Raw genomic sequence first — 16,373 nt, 5'->3', positions numbered from 1 at the left:
CTGAACGGAGCCCCGCCATGACCCATCCCGCGCTGTCCTCCGGCGCTGTCGCCGTCATCACCGGCGGCGCGTCCGGCATCGGCCTTGCCGCGGCGGAAAAGCTCGCCGCCCGCGGGCTGAAGGTGGTCATCGCCGACCTGCCGGGCGAAAAGCTCGATGCCGCCGCCATGCAGGTGGCGGCCGTGGCGCAGGGCGGGGCCGGCGACGTTCTCGCCGTCGCTACGGATGTGAGCAGGCCCGAGGATCTGGAGCGGCTGGAGGAGATGGTCGCCGGGCGCTTCGGCGGCACCGACCTCCTCATGAACAATGCCGGCGTGCAGCCGGGCAGCGCCATCTTCGGCCCCTTCGCCAATTGGGAAAAGGTGCTGGGCGTGAACCTCATGGGCATCATCCACGGCTGCCGGGCATTCGGGCCGAAGATGATCGCGCGGGGCCGGCCGGGCCTTATCGTCAACACCGGCTCGAAGCAGGGCATCACCACCCCGCCGGGCGATCCGGCCTACAACGTGTCCAAGGCCGGGGTGAAGGCGTTTACCGAGGCGCTGGAACACGAATTGCGCAACACGCCGGACTGCCGGGTCTCGGCGCGGCTGTTCATTCCCGGCTTCGTCTTCACCCCGCTGGCGGCAGGAGGGCGGACCGAGAAGCCGGCGGGGGCCTGGACCGCTGCGCAGACCGTGGACTTCCTGCTGGAGAAGCTGGAGGCCGGTGATTTCTACATCCTCTGCCCGGACAATGACGTGCCCCGCGCGCTGGACGAGAAGCGCATCGCCTGGGCGGCCGGCGACATCATCGAGAACCGCCCGCCGTTGTCGCGCTGGCACAAGGACTATGCGGAGGCCTTCGCGGCCTTCGTGAAAGGGGCCTGACTACCGCGGGCAGGCGTGTTCCTCCTTGCCATCGGCCCGGCGAGGCCCTAGCACTCCGCGCCGAGCCGCCGCCCTCAGGGCGGCCTGAAAAACGGCGCGATGCCGCAGCGTAAATCAAGACCCGAGGAACCGACCCATGGCCACCCACAAGCTCCTCCTTCTCGCCGGCGACGGCATCGGCCCAGAAGTCATGGCCGAGGTGAAACGGGTGGCTCAGTGGCTGGAGCAGGCGGGCCTCGCCTCCTTCGCCATCGAGGAAGATCTGGTCGGCGGCTGCGCCTACGATGCCCATGGCGTGGCCATCTCCGAGGCGGCCATGGTGCGCGCCAAGGGCGCCGACGCCATCCTGCTCGGCGCGGTCGGCGGCCCCAAGTGGGCCGACGTGCCCTATGAGGCGCGCCCCGAGGCAGGCCTGCTGCGTCTGCGCAAGGATCTCCAGCTGTTCGCCAATCTGCGCCCCGCCATCTGCTACCCGGCGCTGGCGGATGCCTCTTCGCTCAAGCGCGAGGTGGTCGAGGGGCTCGACCTCCTCATCGTGCGCGAGCTGACCGGCGGCGTCTATTTCGGCGAGCCCAAGACCATCACCGATCTCGGCAACGGCCAGAAGCGCGCCATCGACACGCAGGTCTATGACACCTACGAGATCGAGCGCATCGCCGCCGTGGCCTTCGAGCTGGCCCGCACCCGCCGCAACAAGGTGACCTCCGCCGAGAAGCACAACGTGATGCGCTCCGGCGTGCTCTGGAAGCAGGTGGTGACCGACCTCCACGCCCGCGCCTACAAGGACGTCGAGCTGGAGCATGCGCTGGCGGATTCGCTGGCCATGCAGCTGGTGCGCTGGCCCAAGCAGTATGACGTGATCGTCACCGACAACCTGTTCGGCGACATCCTCTCCGATCTCGCGGCCATGGCCACCGGCTCGCTCGGCATGCTGCCCTCCGCCTCGCTCGGCGCTGTGGATGCGGCGACCGGCAAGCGCGCGGCGCTCTACGAGCCGGTGCACGGCTCCGCGCCCGACATCGCCGGCAAGGGCATCGCCAATCCCATCGCCATGATCGGCTCGCTGGCCATGGCGCTGCGCTATTCGTTCAACGAGGGCGCGGTGGCGGATCGCATCGAGCAGGCCATTGCGGGCGTGCTCGCCTCCGGCAAGCGGACCGGCGACATCGCCGCGCCGGGCATGGAGACCATCGGCACCGAGGCGATGGGCAAGGCCATCATCGCTGAACTCGACGCCGCGACCGCCTGAGCGGCCGCGCTGCCATTCTGACCATTGACCCCTCCGGCGAGACCGGAGGGGGATCGGCGAGAACGGGCGCCATGCGCCACGCCGAAAGAATGGTGCCCCGGTCTGGCCGGAGCACCCCCACTAGGACGCTTGCGCCTCAGCCGCGCTCGACGTCGAAGCCGGCCTCGCGCCAGCCGATGATGCCGCCCTTCATGTGCTCCTCATAGGCCAGGCCCGCCTTCTGCGCCGCCGCGGCCGCCTGCTGCGAGCGCTGGCCCGAACGGCAGGAGAAGACGAGGCGCTTGCCGGCCGGATCCGGCAGGGCGGCGGGATTCCATGTGCTCAGCGGGAAATTGACCGCGCCGGGAATGCGCTCGGCCTGAATCTCGTTCGGCTCCCGCACGTCCACGAGAAGGATGCTGCCATCGGCGAGTCCCTGACGGACCTCCGACGGGGAGAGGTGGCTGATGGTCCCGCCGAAGGGGTTGCGTTCACTCATTGACCTGTCCTGAACACGAAGCTGTGAGCCGGTTTGTCCCGGGGGCGCGAGCCTGCACCGGAGCGCCTTGCTGATGCAAGAGGTGTTCCTTGTCGGCGCAGGGACCCGCAACGGAAGTGGGTCTTTACGGCGCAGCTTGCCCGGTTCAGAACCATGGACGAAGCTGCACGATGCCCGAACAGCCCGCTCATCTGGCGTTCATGTGGCCTTTGCTAGATCAGGTGCCATCGCAGCACGCCGCGGGTTGACGCCCGGCGGATGCGGAAAGGATCAAGATGTCGACCCGTAATGCCGCCATCGGCGCTTTCACCGCCTTCACCCTTGCCGCCGCCGTCCTCGCCGGCTCGGCCGTCACTGCCAGCGCCCAGAACAACACGGTGGGCGGGGCCCTCATCGGCGGCACGGCCGGCGCGCTGATCGGCGGCGCGGTGACGGGCAATGCGGGCGGCGTCGCGGCCGGCGCCATCATCGGCGGCACCACCGGCGCCATCATCGGCAACCAGCAGGATCAGCGCCGCGCCTATTACTTCTGGGGCAATAACGGCCGCTGCTACCTGCGCCAGACCAACGGCAACGTGGTCAAGGTGTCGCGCGGCTACTGCGGCTGACCCTCGATTTTCAGGACTGTTGATCGGTTCCGTTCCCCCGCACGGATCCGATCAGTGGGAGAGGCGCCGGCTTTTGCCGGCGCCTTTTTCCGTTCGCGCGCAAACGCGGTGAGTTGCCTCCCGCACTGCGGCAGCTAGATTGGCCCAATGCCGCCCGAGCCCGAGCCCGCTTCCGCAGACGCCCCAGACCGCCCGCGCACCTCTCCTGTGCCCGATCTCGCCACCCTGGCCGCCGGCGGCAAACGCGCTGTTGCGCGCGCGCTGGCGCTGGTGGAGACCGCCCGCGGGCAGCCTGACCTCGTGGCGCTGCTCGATGCCGCGGCCCGCGCCGGCAAGGCCGAGGTGCTGGGCCTCACCGGCCCGCCCGGGGTGGGCAAATCGACCCTGACCAACGCATTGGTCCGCCGCGCCCGCGCGGCCGGGCGCACCGTGGCCGTGCTGGCGGTGGACCCGTCGTCGCGTCGCACCGGCGGCGCGCTGCTCGGCGACCGGGCACGCATGAAGACCGATCCCGACGACCGCGGCGTGTTCGTGCGCTCCATGGCGGCTCGCGACCGGCTCGGCGGGCTTTCGGATGATTCGGTCGCCGCCGTGGTGCTGCTGCGCGCGGTTTATGATCTGGTGATCGTCGAGACCGTGGGCGTCGGCCAGTCGGAGGCCGATATCTCCCTCGTCGCCGACACGGTGGTGCTGTGCATCCAGCCGGCCTCGGGGGACAGCCTTCAGTTCATGAAGGCGGGCGTGATGGAACTGCCCGACATCATCGTCGTCACCAAGGCGGATATGGCCGAAGTCGCCCGACGCGCCGCCTCCGAGGTGGCCGGGGCCTTGTCGCTTGCCGGTTCCGCCTCGGTCGGGTGGACCGTGCCGGTCATCCGCCTGTCGGCGGCGACCGGGGAGGGGCTCGACGCCTTCGAGGCGGCGGTCGCGGCTCATGGCGCCTTTCTCGACACGGAAAACCAGCGCGCGACGCAGCGTTCTGCGCAGGAGGACAAGTGGGTGGAGGAGGCGGTGCGCGTCCGCTTCGGCACCCATGGCCTTGCGCGGGCACGCAAATTCCACCTGCGGGGGCAGGGGCCGTTTGCCCGCGAAGCGGAGCTGGCGCTGAAATTAACCTCCAGGCAAGACTGATCGGACAATGCTCTTGCGTGTCGCCGACCGGCAACGGTCCGGCGCCCTATTGGGGACATGAAGTCTCGGCAAGGGCTGGCGTATGGGAATTTGTCGGGATCGATGGCCGAGGGCCGGTCGGGCTTTGTCGCCGCTTCTCGTCGCCACCGCCTTCATCGTCGCAACGCCTTGCGGGGCGGGGGCTGACGACGTATCGGGCCGGGCGCCGAAAGGCCTGACGGCCGGTTCAGGGCTCGGCCTCTGGCCGGGCTCCGCGCGGGCGCTGAAGCTCGCCACGCTCGATCTGCCGCAGCCGGTCGGTACCGGCCTGCCGGAGGTTCCGAAGGAGGCGATGGCCGAGGCTGCGAAGCCGGCGCGCCGTGTTGTCGCACCCGGCACCATCGTCACCGCCTCCCTCGCGCCTGTCTCCGAAGAGGGCACCCCGGCCGCGGCTGCCGCCGCCGTGGCCGGCCAGCCGGTGCTGGATGTGGCGCGCGCGGAGATCGGTATCGGACCCGTGCCGTCGGACCTCGTGGCCCCCGCGCTTGAGTCGTCCGCGACGCAGTCGTCTGATGCGAGCGCTGCCAGCACGGCCGATGACGACGCCTTTGCCTTCCCGCCCCCGCTCGTGCTCTCGGAGCATGAGCAGGTCGAGCCGCCGGCCCACCGGGACATGTCCGGTGCCTATGTGGAGCTGGCGCTCGATATCCTTCTGGAGCTGCCCCTCATCCAGGACGCTGCGCGGGTTGCCGCTGCAGAGGACGTTCCTGCGGAAGTGGAGCTGGCGCGTCGGGCCGCCGAAACGCTGGCGCGGGACGCGCAGCCTGACGAATCCCTGAGCGAATTCGGCGGCAGAACCGCGCTTGTTCGCCCGGTGCCGCATCAGGACCCGGTGGCGGTGTTCAGCCGCGACCCCGTGCTGTTTCCGGCCCTCGCCTTCCAGTATGCCGCCTTGGCCGAGCACGGCTATGTGCCGCATCCTGCCCCGCACGCTGAGGGCGAAGCCAATCTCGTGTCACTGGACAGCACGGTGGAGCTGGAGACGCCGCCCAGCGACGGCATCTGGCCCTCGCCCGCCCAGCGTCTGGAGCTCGGCGGCGAGAAGCTGGCGCGGGCCCAGAAGTGCCTGGCGGAAGCCATCTATTTCGAGAGCCGCGGCGAGCCCAAGCGCGGCCAGATTGCGGTGGCGCAGGTCATCGTGAACCGGGTGTTCTCCGGCTATTACCCTAACGACGTGTGCGGAGCGGTCTACCAGAACGCCCACAGGCACCTCGCCTGCCAGTTCACCTTTGCCTGCGACGACGTGAAGGACGTGGTGCGCGAGCCGGACATGTGGGTGCAGGCCAAGGAAATCGCCGCCGATATGCTGGACGGCAAGCTATGGCTCGCCTCCATCGGCCGGGCCACGCACTACCACGCCTATTGGGTGCATCCGAGCTGGGTGCGGGAAATGCGCAAGCTGGACAAGATCGGCGTGCACACCTTCTACCGCCCGCGCCGCTGGGGCGACAGCTACTGAGCGGACGCCCCGCGCGCTTCAGCCCGCGCGGCGCCTGAGCGGAGCAACGTCCCAACCCCGCGCGGCGCCTGAGCGGAGCAACGTCCCAACCCCCCACGCGGCGCCTGAGCGGAGCAACGCTCAGGCGTGCCCGGCGTCGCTGGAGAGCATGCCTGGGACGATGCCGAGCTTGCGCAGGGCGCTGTCGTATTTCGTCTCCACCCCGGCGCCGAAGATCAGGTCCGGGTCGGCCGGGCAGTTCAGCCAACCGTTGGCCTGGATCTCTGTCTCGAGCTGGCCCGGCGCCCAGCCGGCATAGCCCAGCGCCAGCACCGCGCTGCGCGGTCCGCGCCCTCCGGCGATGGCTTTGAGGATGTCCAGCGTCGCGGTGAGGCAGATGCCGTCGTCGATGGTCAGCGTGGAGTTCTCGACGAAATAATCCGCCGAGTGCAGCACGAAGCCACGTCCCGTTTCCACCGGCCCGCCGCGGAGCACTTTCACGGTGCCCGCGCTCTTCGGCAGCAGGATGCGTTCGGAGGCGGGAACCACGTCCAGCTGGACGAGGAGGTCGGTGAAGTCGATGTGGCTTGCCGGCTGGTTCACCACGATGCCCATGGCTCCTTCCGGAGAGTGGGCGCACATGTAGACGAGGGTGCGGGCGAACTGCTCGTCGCGCATGGTCGGCATGGCGATGAGCATCTGCCCATCGAGGAAACCCGATCCCCCGCCTTCGATCGTTTGGTTCTGGCTCGCAGTCATGGAGAAAGGGTACCGCCGTTCGGCCGTCTTGGAAATGCGGATTGCGTTGCAGGTAGCGCCGAGGCCCTGCCGAAAGGCCGCGAGTCCCGCGGCGGGTCACACGCTTGTGCACGCGATTGGTGAGGCAAAGGGCTTTGCGCCGAAGCCGCGAGCGGGTACCCGCTAGGCCCATGACATCGACCCCTCAGCGCGCCCTCGGCGCTCGGCCGGCGGTCCGGCCCGCCTTCGTAGTGTCGTCCCGTGGCGTGTTGGCCCGTGCACTCCTCGCCGGCGCCATGCTTGCCGCTTTCTCGCCGGCCTCATGGGCTGCGAGCGCACCTCCGGTGAAGGTGCCGGGCGCGGATGTGATCCTGATGGCGGGCGCGGTCTCCGGCACGACGGCGGATGCGGGCATCGAGCTGAAGCTCGCCCCCGGCTGGAAGACCTACTGGCGCTATCCCGGCGACAGCGGCGTGCCGCCGACGCTGGACTGGAGCGGTTCGGAGAACGTCGCCCGGGTAGAGATGGAATGGCCGGCGCCCAAGCGCTTCGCCGACGGAGGCGGGGGCTTTTCCATCGGCTACAAGGGCGCGGTCCTGTTCCCCCTGAAGGTGGAGCTGAAGGACAAGGACAAGCCGGCCAAGCTTTCTCTCGCATTCGATTTCGCCGTGTGCGAGGCCCTCTGCATGCCCGCCCGCGCCGACCTCTCCATCGCGCTTGGCGGCGACGCCGGCGCCGAGGCGTCCCGCATTTCGGCCGCCCGTGCGGCCCTGCCGGTGGAGCGCCCGCTGGGGGTTGCCGAGCCGACCTCGGTGCAGAAGGTCGAACTGGACGCCAGCGCCACGCCGCCGCGTCTCGTCATCGAGGTGAAGGCACAAAATCCCAAGGCCGATCTGTTCGCCGAGGGGCCGGATCGCTGGGCCTTGCCGCTGCCGCAGAAGACCATGCTGCCGGACGGCGCCGCCCGGTTCGAGCTGCCCCTCGACGGCATTCCCGCCGGCACCGATCCCTCCGGGACGCCGCTCACGCTGACCCTCGTGGACGGCCCGAAGGCGATCGTGACAACGGTGCCTGTTCCGAAGCTGCCGCCACGCTGAGCTGGGCCGTTCCGGCCCGCAGCCAGCGCTTTTCTCCCGGTCAAAAGCCCGTATTGTCGGCGCGGGCGCGAACGCCCAAGACTGTGGAGAAGACGATGCCCATTTCGGTCGGCGACAAACTGCCCAACGCCACCTTCCGTGTTCCCACCGAGGACGGCCCCGTGCCGAAGACCACCGACGAGATCTTCAAGGGCAAGAAGGTGGTGCTGTTCGCCGTGCCGGGTGCCTTCACCCCCACCTGCCACAAGAACCACCTGCCGGGCTATGTGCACGAGGCCGACGCCATCAAGGCGAAGGGCGTGGACGCCATCGCCGTGGTGTCGGTGAACGACCCCTTCGTCATGGGCGCCTGGGAAAAGGCCTCCGGCTCCGACGGCAAGATCGTGTTCCTGGCGGACCCCGACGCGTCCTTCGCGGCCGCGCTCGACCTCACCTTCGACGGCTCGGCCGCCGGCCTCGGCGTGCGCTCCAAGCGCTATTCGATGGTGGTCGAGGATGGTGTGGTGAAGACGCTCAACGTGGAGGACGTGCCCTCCAAGGCCGACACCTCCGGCGCCACCGCGCTGCTCGCCCAGCTCTGATCCTTCGTTCCGACTGACGGATGCCGGGCACGCCCGGCCTCCGCGCCTTGGCCCCCTCCTCAGGAGGGCCGGCCTCGCGCCCGCCCCACGCTCAGGCGATGATGTCGGGGAACAGTTCGTCCTCGATCTGGCCGATGCGGTCCTTCAGCTGCAGCTTGCGCTTCTTGAGCCGCTGGATCTGCAGGATGTCCGCTCCCGACACGCTGGTCAGCGCCTCGATCGCCGCATCGAGATCCCGATGCTCCTGCTTCAGGCGTTCCAGGTGGACCTTGAGATCCCGTTCCTCGTCGCTCGTCATGCCCGGTCCTGTCACCGGCGCGCAGGTCCGCCGCCCGCTCGCCCCCAGTTGGAATGACTATGGCACGGGTATGCCGCGCCGCAAGATGGGAGGTCGACGGAGGTGGCGGAAAGGCGGTCGACTCTTCGTCGGCTCCGTGACAGACTGATGTCGTGTTGCAGACAGGGAGTGGCTAAGAATGTCCATCCAGTCGCACCTTCAGGAACTGAAGCGGCGTCACGCGGCCATCGAGCAGGAGCTCAACCGCGAAATGAACAGCCCCGCCTCGGATCCTCTTCGTGTCGCAGAGCTGAAGCGCAAGAAGCTGGTTCTCAAGGACCAGATGTCGAAGCTGAATCCGACTTCCACCGTACATTGATGGCCTGAGAGATGTGCTCGCCGCCTGCGTGATGCAGGGCGACACGCACCTCTTTGCGTCCCGGGAGACGAGCGGCGCAAAGTGTCGTTCCGCGCGAACGGCCTTTGCGTTCCGGACCGGAGGGCTTTAATCCGGCCCCATGGCTCCTCCGCTCGTTCTCCTCCAGGACATCCATCTGCGCTTCGGCGCCACCCCTCTGCTCGACGGCGCGGAGCTTTCCGTGTCGGCGGGCGAGCGGGTGTGCCTCGTCGGTCGCAACGGCTCGGGCAAGTCCACGCTGCTGAAGGTGGCGGCTGGGCTGGTCGAGCCGGACTCCGGCACGCGTTTCTTCCAGCCGGGCACCACGGTGCGCTATCTCCAGCAGGAGCCGGACTTTTCCGGCTATGCGACGACGTTGGCCTATGTGGAAGCCGGGCTTGGACCGGGCGACGATGCCTATCGCGCCCAATATCTCCTCACCGAGCTGGGCCTCACCGGACAGGAAGACCCCGCTCACCTGTCCGGCGGCGAGGCCCGCCGGGCCGCTCTGGCGCGCGTCATCGCGCCGGAGCCGGACGTGCTTCTGCTGGACGAGCCGACCAACCATCTCGATCTGCCGGCCATCGAATGGCTGGAAAGCGAGCTGAAGGGGCTGAAGTCCGCCATGGTGCTCATCAGCCATGACCGGCGCTTCCTCGAAACCCTCTCGCGCGCCACCGTCTGGCTTGATCGCGGCCAGACCCGGCGGCTGGAGCAGGGCTTCGGCGCGTTCGAGGCGTGGCGCGACGAGGTGCTGGAGCAGGAAGAGACGGAGCGCCACAAGCTCGACCGCAAGATCGTCGCGGAGCTGGACTGGCTGCGCTATGGCGTCACCGCCCGCCGCAAGCGCAATGTGCGCCGGCTGGGCCTGCTGCATTCCATGCGCAAGGACCGCCGCGACGAGCGCCGCGCGGTGGGCAACGTCAAGCTGGCGGTAAGCGAGGCGGAGGCCTCCGGCAAGCTCGTCATCGAGGCGAAGCACATCGCCAAGGCCTTCGGCGAGCGGGAGGTGGTGAAGGACTTCTCCACCCGCATCCTGCGCGGCGACCGCATCGGCATCATCGGCCCCAACGGCGCCGGCAAGACCACCCTCATCAAGCTGCTCACCGGCGAGCTTGCCCCCGATTCGGGCACGGTGAAGCTCGGCACCAATCTCGAAGTCGCCAGCCTCGACCAGAAGCGCGCCGCGCTCGACCCCGGCACCACCCTGCGCGATGCGCTGACCGGCGGCGGCTCGGACCAGGTGCAGGTGGGCGGCGCGCCCAAGCATGTGATGGGCTATCTGAAGGACTTCCTTTTCACCCCCGAGCAGGCCAACGCCCCGCTCTCGGTGCTCTCCGGCGGCGAGCGCGGCCGGCTGATGCTGGCGCGGGCGCTGGCCTTGCCCTCCAATGTGCTGGTGCTGGACGAGCCGACCAACGACCTCGACCTGGAAACCCTCGACCTGCTGCAGGAGATGGTGGCGGACTATCCCGGCACCGTCATCCTCGTCAGCCACGATCGTGACTTCCTCGATCGCACCGTCTCCAGCGTCATCATGGCGGAGGCGGATGGCGTGTTCCGCGAATATGCGGGCGGCTATTCGGACATGCTGTCCCAGCGCGGCCGCGGCGTGGAGGCGCGGGACAAGAGCGCCCCCGCCGCGAAGGCGAAGGGTGGCGAGCAGAAGCCGGAAGCCGGCAAGGGGGCGGGCGGCGCCGCAGCCGGGGGGAAGCGCCGGCTCTCCTTCCATGAGCAGCACGCGCTGAAGACGCTGCCCAAGACCATGGATGACCTGCGTGCCAAGCTGGAGAAGCTGGCCGCCGAGATTGCCGATCCCGCCCTCTATGCCCGCGACCCGGCGCGCTTCGACAAGGCCTCGGCGGCGCTTGCCGAGACGCAGGCGGCCCTCGACGCCGCGGAAGAGGAGTGGCTGCGCCTCGAAATCCTGAAAGAGGAACTCGAGGGCTAGGCCCGCTCAGGGGCGGCGGCGCATCAGCACGGTGCTCTCGAAGTCGATGACGAGATCCCCGTGCTGGTTGGTCCCTGAATTGTAGGTGCGCAGGAAGCCCCATTGGGGCCGGGACTTGATGGTGATCTTGTCCCGCACCTCGGTGGCGAACGAGATGGTGTCGCCGGCATAGACCGGCTTCAGCCAGCGCAGCTTGGTGAAGCCCGAGGCCGGGCCGAAGGAGCCTCCGCCCGGCACGCCTTCTTCGCCGGGTTTGGAGGCCTCCTTGGGCAGCGCCATGTTGGAGGCGACGAAGCACTTCATCCACATGGCGGCCGTGTGCCAGCCGGAAGCCACCAGCGCGCCGAACGGGCTGCGCCGCGCGGCCTCCGGATCCACATGGAACGGCTGGGGATCGTAGAGGCGGGCGAAAGCCAGCATCTCCGCCTCGGTGAAGGTGTGGTTGCCCAGCGCGGCGGTGGCGCCCGCCTCGACTTCCTCGAAATACATCATGCGAGGCGCGCTCCCGGATTGCGACGGCCGACCATGACCACGCAGGTCTGGTCGAGTGCGGCGCTCTTGTCGGCTTTCAGAAGCTCGAAGCGGAATGTCACGAGGCCCATGTCCGGGTTGCTCTTGGAGGTGCGGCTCTCCAGCACCGTGCGGCGGAGCGTGAGCACATCGTCGGGGAAGACCGGGGCGAGCCACTTGTTCTCGGTGACGCCGGGCGAGCCCATGCCGGCGGTGCGCAGCAGGAAGCCGTCGCAGACGAGCCGCATCATGATGGCGCAGGAATGCCAGCCGCTGGCGGCGAGCCCGCCAAGCAGGGACGCCTTGCCCGCCGCCGCATCGAGATGCATGGGCTGGGGATCGAACTCGCGGGCGAAGGCGAGGATCTCCTCCTCCGTCACCTTGTGCGAGCCGAACGTCTTCACCTCACCGATGATGAAATCTTCGAAGAAGATGTCGGGCAAGGCGGCCTCCCTGTCGTTGGAGGCCGATGGAAGGCGAGGATGACGCAAACGTCAAGCTGGGCGTGGGGATGACCGGGGCGTCCGGCTCAAAAGAGCTCCTTGTCGCGCCCCACCAGAAGGTCGCGGAGGTTCTGAGTGACAGGAAATCCGTAGCCGCCTTCGCGACCGGGCGCGTAGAGCACGCCATCGTCGTGATACTCGGACACGTAGAGGTGCACGCCGACGCACATCATGGAAAGAATGAGCGCCTGCAGGGCATCCACCCCGTGGATGACCATGCTCTTGGTCTCATCCGGCCAATCGATCTCGAAGCGGCAGCCCCAGGACTCTCCAATGTCCTCCACGAGGTGTTCGGGCTGGTAAAGGCGAATCTCCACCGGCGTGTCGCCGGACTCGCCCCTGATGAAAAGGGTGTGCGTGAGGGTCACCATGGCGGGGCTCCGCGGAGGGCTGAAATCAGAAGCTCATCTTGTCGACGCCGATGAGTAGGTCACGCAGATTGCTTGGGACGGGCCGTCCTCGCGGTGCCCTCTTCGGGATTGGCGGAGCGCGGCGCGGCTTCCGTCTGACAGGAAAGGAATAGATTTCCGACCCGATCATCGGCGTCGCTATGAGCTGGTATGCTAAAATGACATTTTATCGATGCCGACAAGAAGATCGCGAATATTGTTTGGGACCGGAAATCCATAGCCCTCCTCGGTCTCGAAGGCGCGCAGCGATCCTTCCCGATGATAGGCGCTTGTATAGATGTCAGCTCCGATCATTTTGAGCGCTAACGAGAGAGCTTGGAGAGCGTCCATGCCATTGGGCATCATGACCTGTGTTCCCTCCGGCCAGTCGATTTCATAACGGCATCCCCATGCCGGCCCCAGAAATTCAGGTTTGAATACCCTGATTTCTATTTTTCGATCCTCATTCTTTTTGTGCAGGTAGAGATTGTGCGTAAGTATCAACATAAGTTGGAATTCCTAGAAAGGGAGTGGCGGAATCGGGTGGCCCTGCAGGCGAGCGGCGTATCGGAACGATGCTTGCTCGTGGCAGGGCCGTGACTTCAGCATGTTGCAATAGAGCGTGTTTTGTTTGAGTCGAAAATTGCATTCTGCCTCCAAGGCTGGAGAAATTCGGCGCATAGCGACTGAAATATTTTGTCCTACTGGTTTTGTCCGTATGGTTCCTGGCGCAGCGCCTCCGACCCATTGCCCGCCGCCCGGCTCGCCGCGCGGAATGCGCGGCTGGCTGGGATCATAGCTGCCCTTCAATGCGAGCTTGAGTCGCCATGTTGCGACGTCGAGGTTCAGCCGCCGCGTGAGGCGGCGCATTCGGTCGAGGGAATCCAATTCTGCATCTGTCTGCGACACAGCCGCTCTCCTCCGTCAATCCGAAGGAGATGATATAGGATTATATTCCTTGATGAAACTGGGGCGTGCTAAGGGCTGCGCGGTTCTCGCGCGTCCGGCGCCAGATGCTTCAGCTCGAAGCGCATCACCTCGGTCCCATCTTCCCGCCGGGCGCTGCCGGTGCGGTGATAGATGGTCCAGCCGGGGCGGCTGCCGCTGGGGCGGGCGTCGAGGATTTCGGTGAAGAAGGTGATGGTGTCGCCGGCGCGCACCGGGGCGAGCCATTTCAGGTCGGTCATGCCGAAGCCGACACCCGCCGGCGCGATCACCGCCGCATGGTCCTCAGCCTCCGCGCCGTGGGCGCGCACGAACAGGCCCATCCACATGGAGGCCGTATGCCAGCCGGAGGCGATGAGGCCGCCGAAGGGCGAGGATGCGGCGGCCTCCGCATCCACATGGAAAGGCTGGGGATCGTAGGCGCGGGCGAAGCGCACGATCTCTTCGGCCGTGAAGGTGAAGCGGCCGAGTAACTGCGGCCCGGCCCCGACCATCGCGGAGCCTCAGTTGGCGAAGCGGAAGTGCAGCACGTCGCCGTCGGCGACCACATAGTCCTTGCCTTCCAGGCGGAAGCGGCCGCCCTCGCGGGCCCCGGCCTCGCCCTTGAACTTCACGTAATCGTCGAAGGCGATGGTCTCGGCGCGGATGAAGCCCTTCTCGAAGTCCGTATGGATCACGCCCGCCGCCGCCGGGGCCTTGGTGCCCTTGGTGATGGTCCAGGCGCGGGCTTCCTTGGGTCCAACGGTGAAGTAGGTGACGAGATGCAGCAGGTCGTAGCCGGCGCGGATCACCCGGTTGAGGCCCGGCTCCTCCAGGTCGATGGCCTCCAGATACTCCTTCTGCTCCTCGGGAGGGAGAACCGCGATCTCGCTCTCGATCTTGGCCGAGACCACCACCGCCATGGCGCCTTCCAGTTTCGCCCGCTCGAACACCTGGGCGGAGAGGGAATTTCCCGCCTTGGCGGAGGTCTCCTCCACATTGCACACATAGAGCACGGGCTTTGCGGTCATCAGTCCCAGCTGGGAGAACATCCTCTCCTCTTCCGGCTTCACCTCGGCGAAGCGGGCGGGCTTGCCCTCGCGCAGCAGCACCAGGGCGCGGGTCATGAGGTCGAGGGTGTCCTTGCCCTCCTTGTCCAGGGTCCTGGCCTTCTTCTCCAGCGCCGCGGCGCGCTTCTCAAGGCTTTCGAGGTCGGCCAGCATCAGCTCGGTCTCGATGGTCTCGATGTCGTCCACGGGGGCGATCTTGCCTTCCACATGGGTCACGTCGCCATCCTCGAAGCAGCGCACCACATGGGCGATGGCGTCGCACTCGCGGATGTTGGCGAGGAACTGGTTGCCGAGGCCCTCGCCCTTGGAGGCACCGCGCACCAGGCCAGCAATGTCCACGAAGGTGAGGCGGGTGGGGATGATGGCGCCCGAGCCGGCGATCTCCGCCAGCGTGTCGAGGCGCGGATCGGGCACCGCTACGTCACCCACGTTCGGCTCGATGGTGCAGAACGGATAGTTCGCCGCCTGCGCCGCCGCCGTCTGGGTGAGCGCGTTGAAGAGGGTGGACTTGCCCACGTTGGGAAGCCCGACGATGCCGCATTTGAAGCCCATGGAACGCTCAGGAGTTGCACCCGCCCGCCGGTGCGGCTGCAGGATGGAGATAAGGATCAAGCCGCGCTGCGACCGTTGGGGATCGCATAGCCCCTCGGGCCTTAGGTGCGCAACCCGCCCGGCCAGGGGCGTATGGGCCAAGGTCCGGCCTCAGCCCTTCTCGCCGACCCTTTTCTGCTCGCCGAAGCCCTGGGCTTCGAGGAAAAGGTGGGTGCGGTTCTGGAATTCGTCCGTTCGCTGCTTCACGAGCAGCTCGGCGAAATCGGCGCAGGCGTCGCTCACGGCATCCACCCAGCCCTTCTCGGACTTGGCGAAGTCGTTGAGCACGTAGGCATGCACCAGCGCCTTGTCGCCGGGATGGCCGATGCCGAGGCGGATGCGCCAGTAATCGTTGCCGCACTGGGCGGTGATCGACCTCAGCCCGTTATGGCCGGCATTGCCGCCGCCCTTCTTGATCCGCACCTTGGCGGGGGGCAGGTCCAGTTCGTCGTGGAAGACGAAGATGTGGTCGAGGGGGATCTTGTAGAAGCGCTGGGCCTCGGCGACGGCCCGGCCGCTTTCGTTCATGAAGGTCTCGGGGAATAGCGCGATGACCTTCTCGCCGGCGATCTCGCCTTCGGCGGCCGCGGACTGGAAGCGGCGGCGCAGCGGGCCGAGGCGATGGCGGCGGCAGATGGCGTCGAGCGCCATGAAGCCGACATTGTGCCGGTTGCCGGCATATTTCGGGCCGGGATTGCCGAGCCCTGCGAACAGGAACATGAGGCGGATCTCCGGCCCGGAAAACGGGGCGCCGCGGCTTCTAGACCAGCGCGGCGCCCGGGATCGTCAGCGATCCGCTCAGGCCTTGGGCTCTTCCGCCGCCGGCTCCTCCTCGGCGCCCACGGGGGCGACGATGGTGGCGAGGGTGTCGTCGCCCTGACCGGCCCAGGTCACGCCCGCGGGCAGCTTCTGGGAGGACAGGTGGAACGCGTCACCATAGGCGGCGCCGGTGAGGTCGACCTCGATAGCTTCCGGGATGGACTCGGCCGGGCATTCCAGCTCGACGGTGTGGGCGACCACGTTCAGGGTGCCGCCGGCCTTGAGCGCCGGGGAGGCTTCCTGCTTTACGAAGTGCACCGGCACGTCCACGGTCACGGTCGTGCCCTTGGAGACGCGGAGGAAGTCCACGTGAACGGGGAAGTCCTTCACCACGTCCAGCTGGTAGTCGCGCGGGATGACGCGGTGCTTGGTGCCGTCCACGTCCACCTCGAACAGGGTGGTGAGGAAGTGGCCGGCATAGATGATCTTGTTGATCTCGATGAAGTCGAGCGAGATCGTGATGGGGTCCTGCTTCTCGCCGTAGATCACGGCGGGCACGCGCCCGGCGCGGCGCTCGGCACGGGCGGCCCCCTTGCCGGCCCGCGGGCGCGCCACAGCCTTCAGTTCCTTGATGGCAGTCATGGCACTTGTCCTAACTTTAATATGTGTCCGATATGGCGCGCGGTCCGCAGCGGACACGCGCCTTCGACCGTCGGCACGCCTCCAGGGGGGCGCATGCCGCGGACGAAGGCGCGCTTATAACGGTGCGGCGGC

Annotated in this window: 20 protein-coding genes; 9 read left to right on the top strand and 11 right to left on the bottom strand. The window is 67.6% G+C overall.

Annotated features, from left to right (window positions below):
- The first annotated feature begins 17 nt into the window (after positions 1-17).
- Both D7006_RS20750 and leuB read left to right on the top strand, forming a co-directional pair.
- The gene (locus tag D7006_RS20750) at positions 18-869 is read left to right on the top strand and encodes an SDR family NAD(P)-dependent oxidoreductase (RefSeq protein ID WP_237354398.1); all 852 of its coding nucleotides are present in this window, start codon (positions 18-20) and stop codon (positions 867-869) included.
- 136 nt (positions 870-1,005) lie between these two features.
- Positions 1,006-2,118 carry a 3-isopropylmalate dehydrogenase gene (gene leuB, locus D7006_RS20745; protein WP_169121609.1) on the top strand — a complete coding sequence of 371 codons (1,113 nt, stop codon included), beginning with the start codon at positions 1,006-1,008 and terminating at the stop codon, positions 2,116-2,118.
- A 136-nt stretch (positions 2,119-2,254) separates the two neighbouring features.
- Here leuB and D7006_RS20740 read toward each other — a convergent pair whose 3' ends face one another.
- The gene (locus D7006_RS20740; RefSeq protein WP_237354397.1) at positions 2,255-2,596 is read right to left on the bottom strand and encodes a rhodanese-like domain-containing protein; all 342 of its coding nucleotides are present in this window, start codon (positions 2,594-2,596) and stop codon (positions 2,255-2,257) included.
- Positions 2,597-2,871: 275 nt separating this feature from the next.
- Between D7006_RS20740 and D7006_RS20735 the strand changes: the two genes are divergently transcribed.
- The 3 genes from D7006_RS20735 (at position 2,872) to D7006_RS20725 (ending at position 5,833) form a co-directional block, all read left to right on the top strand.
- Entirely contained in the window at positions 2,872-3,204 is a 333-nt protein-coding gene (locus D7006_RS20735; protein ID WP_169121607.1) for a glycine zipper domain-containing protein, read from the top strand.
- 207 nt (positions 3,205-3,411) lie between these two features.
- Positions 3,412-4,335 (top strand): methylmalonyl Co-A mutase-associated GTPase MeaB, encoded by a 924-nt coding sequence (meaB, locus tag D7006_RS20730; RefSeq protein WP_237354396.1) that lies wholly within the window; start codon positions 3,412-3,414, stop codon positions 4,333-4,335.
- Between the two features lie 124 nt (positions 4,336-4,459).
- Positions 4,460-5,833, top strand: a complete 1,374-nt coding sequence (locus tag D7006_RS20725) for a cell wall hydrolase (RefSeq protein ID WP_237354395.1) — start codon at positions 4,460-4,462, stop codon at positions 5,831-5,833.
- 120 nt (positions 5,834-5,953) lie between these two features.
- Here the strand turns inward: D7006_RS20725 and D7006_RS20720 are convergent, their stop codons facing one another.
- On the bottom strand, positions 5,954-6,571 hold the full coding sequence (locus D7006_RS20720; RefSeq protein ID WP_169121605.1) for a YqgE/AlgH family protein: 618 nt from the start codon (positions 6,569-6,571) through the stop codon (positions 5,954-5,956).
- Positions 6,572-6,741: 170 nt separating this feature from the next.
- Between D7006_RS20720 and D7006_RS20715 the strand changes: the two genes are divergently transcribed.
- The gene (locus D7006_RS20715) at positions 6,742-7,647 is read left to right on the top strand and encodes a protein-disulfide reductase DsbD domain-containing protein (RefSeq protein WP_237354394.1); all 906 of its coding nucleotides are present in this window, start codon (positions 6,742-6,744) and stop codon (positions 7,645-7,647) included.
- A gap of 95 nt (positions 7,648-7,742) precedes the next feature.
- A complete protein-coding gene (locus tag D7006_RS20710) occupies positions 7,743-8,228 on the top strand; it encodes a peroxiredoxin (protein WP_237354393.1) in 486 nt (161 codons plus the stop codon).
- 91 nt (positions 8,229-8,319) lie between these two features.
- Here D7006_RS20710 and D7006_RS20705 read toward each other — a convergent pair whose 3' ends face one another.
- The gene (locus D7006_RS20705; protein WP_169121603.1) at positions 8,320-8,526 is read right to left on the bottom strand and encodes a YdcH family protein; all 207 of its coding nucleotides are present in this window, start codon (positions 8,524-8,526) and stop codon (positions 8,320-8,322) included.
- A 178-nt stretch (positions 8,527-8,704) separates the two neighbouring features.
- On the opposite strand from D7006_RS20705, the gene D7006_RS20700 reads away from it, so the two are divergent.
- Positions 8,705-8,884, top strand: a complete 180-nt coding sequence (locus D7006_RS20700) for a YdcH family protein (RefSeq protein WP_024277333.1) — start codon at positions 8,705-8,707, stop codon at positions 8,882-8,884.
- A gap of 139 nt (positions 8,885-9,023) precedes the next feature.
- Positions 9,024-10,853: an ABC-F family ATP-binding cassette domain-containing protein gene (locus D7006_RS20695; RefSeq protein ID WP_237354392.1), complete on the top strand. Its 1,830-nt coding sequence runs from the start codon at positions 9,024-9,026 to the stop codon at positions 10,851-10,853.
- 6 nt (positions 10,854-10,859) lie between these two features.
- Here D7006_RS20695 and D7006_RS20690 read toward each other — a convergent pair whose 3' ends face one another.
- The 8 genes from D7006_RS20690 to D7006_RS20655 form a co-directional block, all read right to left on the bottom strand.
- The gene (locus tag D7006_RS20690) at positions 10,860-11,345 is read right to left on the bottom strand and encodes a MaoC family dehydratase (RefSeq protein WP_169121601.1); all 486 of its coding nucleotides are present in this window, start codon (positions 11,343-11,345) and stop codon (positions 10,860-10,862) included.
- Positions 11,342-11,806 carry a MaoC family dehydratase gene (locus tag D7006_RS20685; protein ID WP_237354391.1) on the bottom strand — a complete coding sequence of 155 codons (465 nt, stop codon included), beginning with the start codon at positions 11,804-11,806 and terminating at the stop codon, positions 11,342-11,344. Before D7006_RS20685 ends, D7006_RS20690 begins: the two co-directional genes overlap by 4 nt.
- A gap of 86 nt (positions 11,807-11,892) precedes the next feature.
- Entirely contained in the window at positions 11,893-12,237 is a 345-nt protein-coding gene (locus D7006_RS20680) for a hypothetical protein (protein WP_237354390.1), read from the bottom strand.
- Between the two features lie 192 nt (positions 12,238-12,429).
- Positions 12,430-12,762: a hypothetical protein gene (locus D7006_RS20675; protein WP_237354389.1), complete on the bottom strand. Its 333-nt coding sequence runs from the start codon at positions 12,760-12,762 to the stop codon at positions 12,430-12,432.
- Between the two features lie 470 nt (positions 12,763-13,232).
- Positions 13,233-13,694 (bottom strand): MaoC/PaaZ C-terminal domain-containing protein, encoded by a 462-nt coding sequence (locus tag D7006_RS20670; RefSeq protein ID WP_237354388.1) that lies wholly within the window; start codon positions 13,692-13,694, stop codon positions 13,233-13,235.
- A 9-nt stretch (positions 13,695-13,703) separates the two neighbouring features.
- The gene (ychF, locus tag D7006_RS20665) at positions 13,704-14,801 is read right to left on the bottom strand and encodes a redox-regulated ATPase YchF (protein WP_169121593.1); all 1,098 of its coding nucleotides are present in this window, start codon (positions 14,799-14,801) and stop codon (positions 13,704-13,706) included.
- A 150-nt stretch (positions 14,802-14,951) separates the two neighbouring features.
- Positions 14,952-15,560, bottom strand: coding sequence for an aminoacyl-tRNA hydrolase (pth, locus tag D7006_RS20660; protein WP_229646522.1), 609 nt, complete (start codon positions 15,558-15,560; stop codon positions 14,952-14,954).
- A 78-nt stretch (positions 15,561-15,638) separates the two neighbouring features.
- Entirely contained in the window at positions 15,639-16,241 is a 603-nt protein-coding gene (locus D7006_RS20655; RefSeq protein WP_024277343.1) for a 50S ribosomal protein L25/general stress protein Ctc, read from the bottom strand.
- Between the last annotated feature and the right edge of the window lie 132 nt (positions 16,242-16,373).

The sequence above is a fragment of the Xanthobacter sp. YC-JY1 genome (genome assembly GCF_021730305.1).
Taxonomy (GTDB): domain Bacteria; phylum Pseudomonadota; class Alphaproteobacteria; order Rhizobiales; family Xanthobacteraceae; genus Xanthobacter; species Xanthobacter flavus.
The sequence above is the reverse complement of the archived record's forward strand: the minus strand, read 5'-3'. Positions and strand labels throughout refer to the sequence as shown.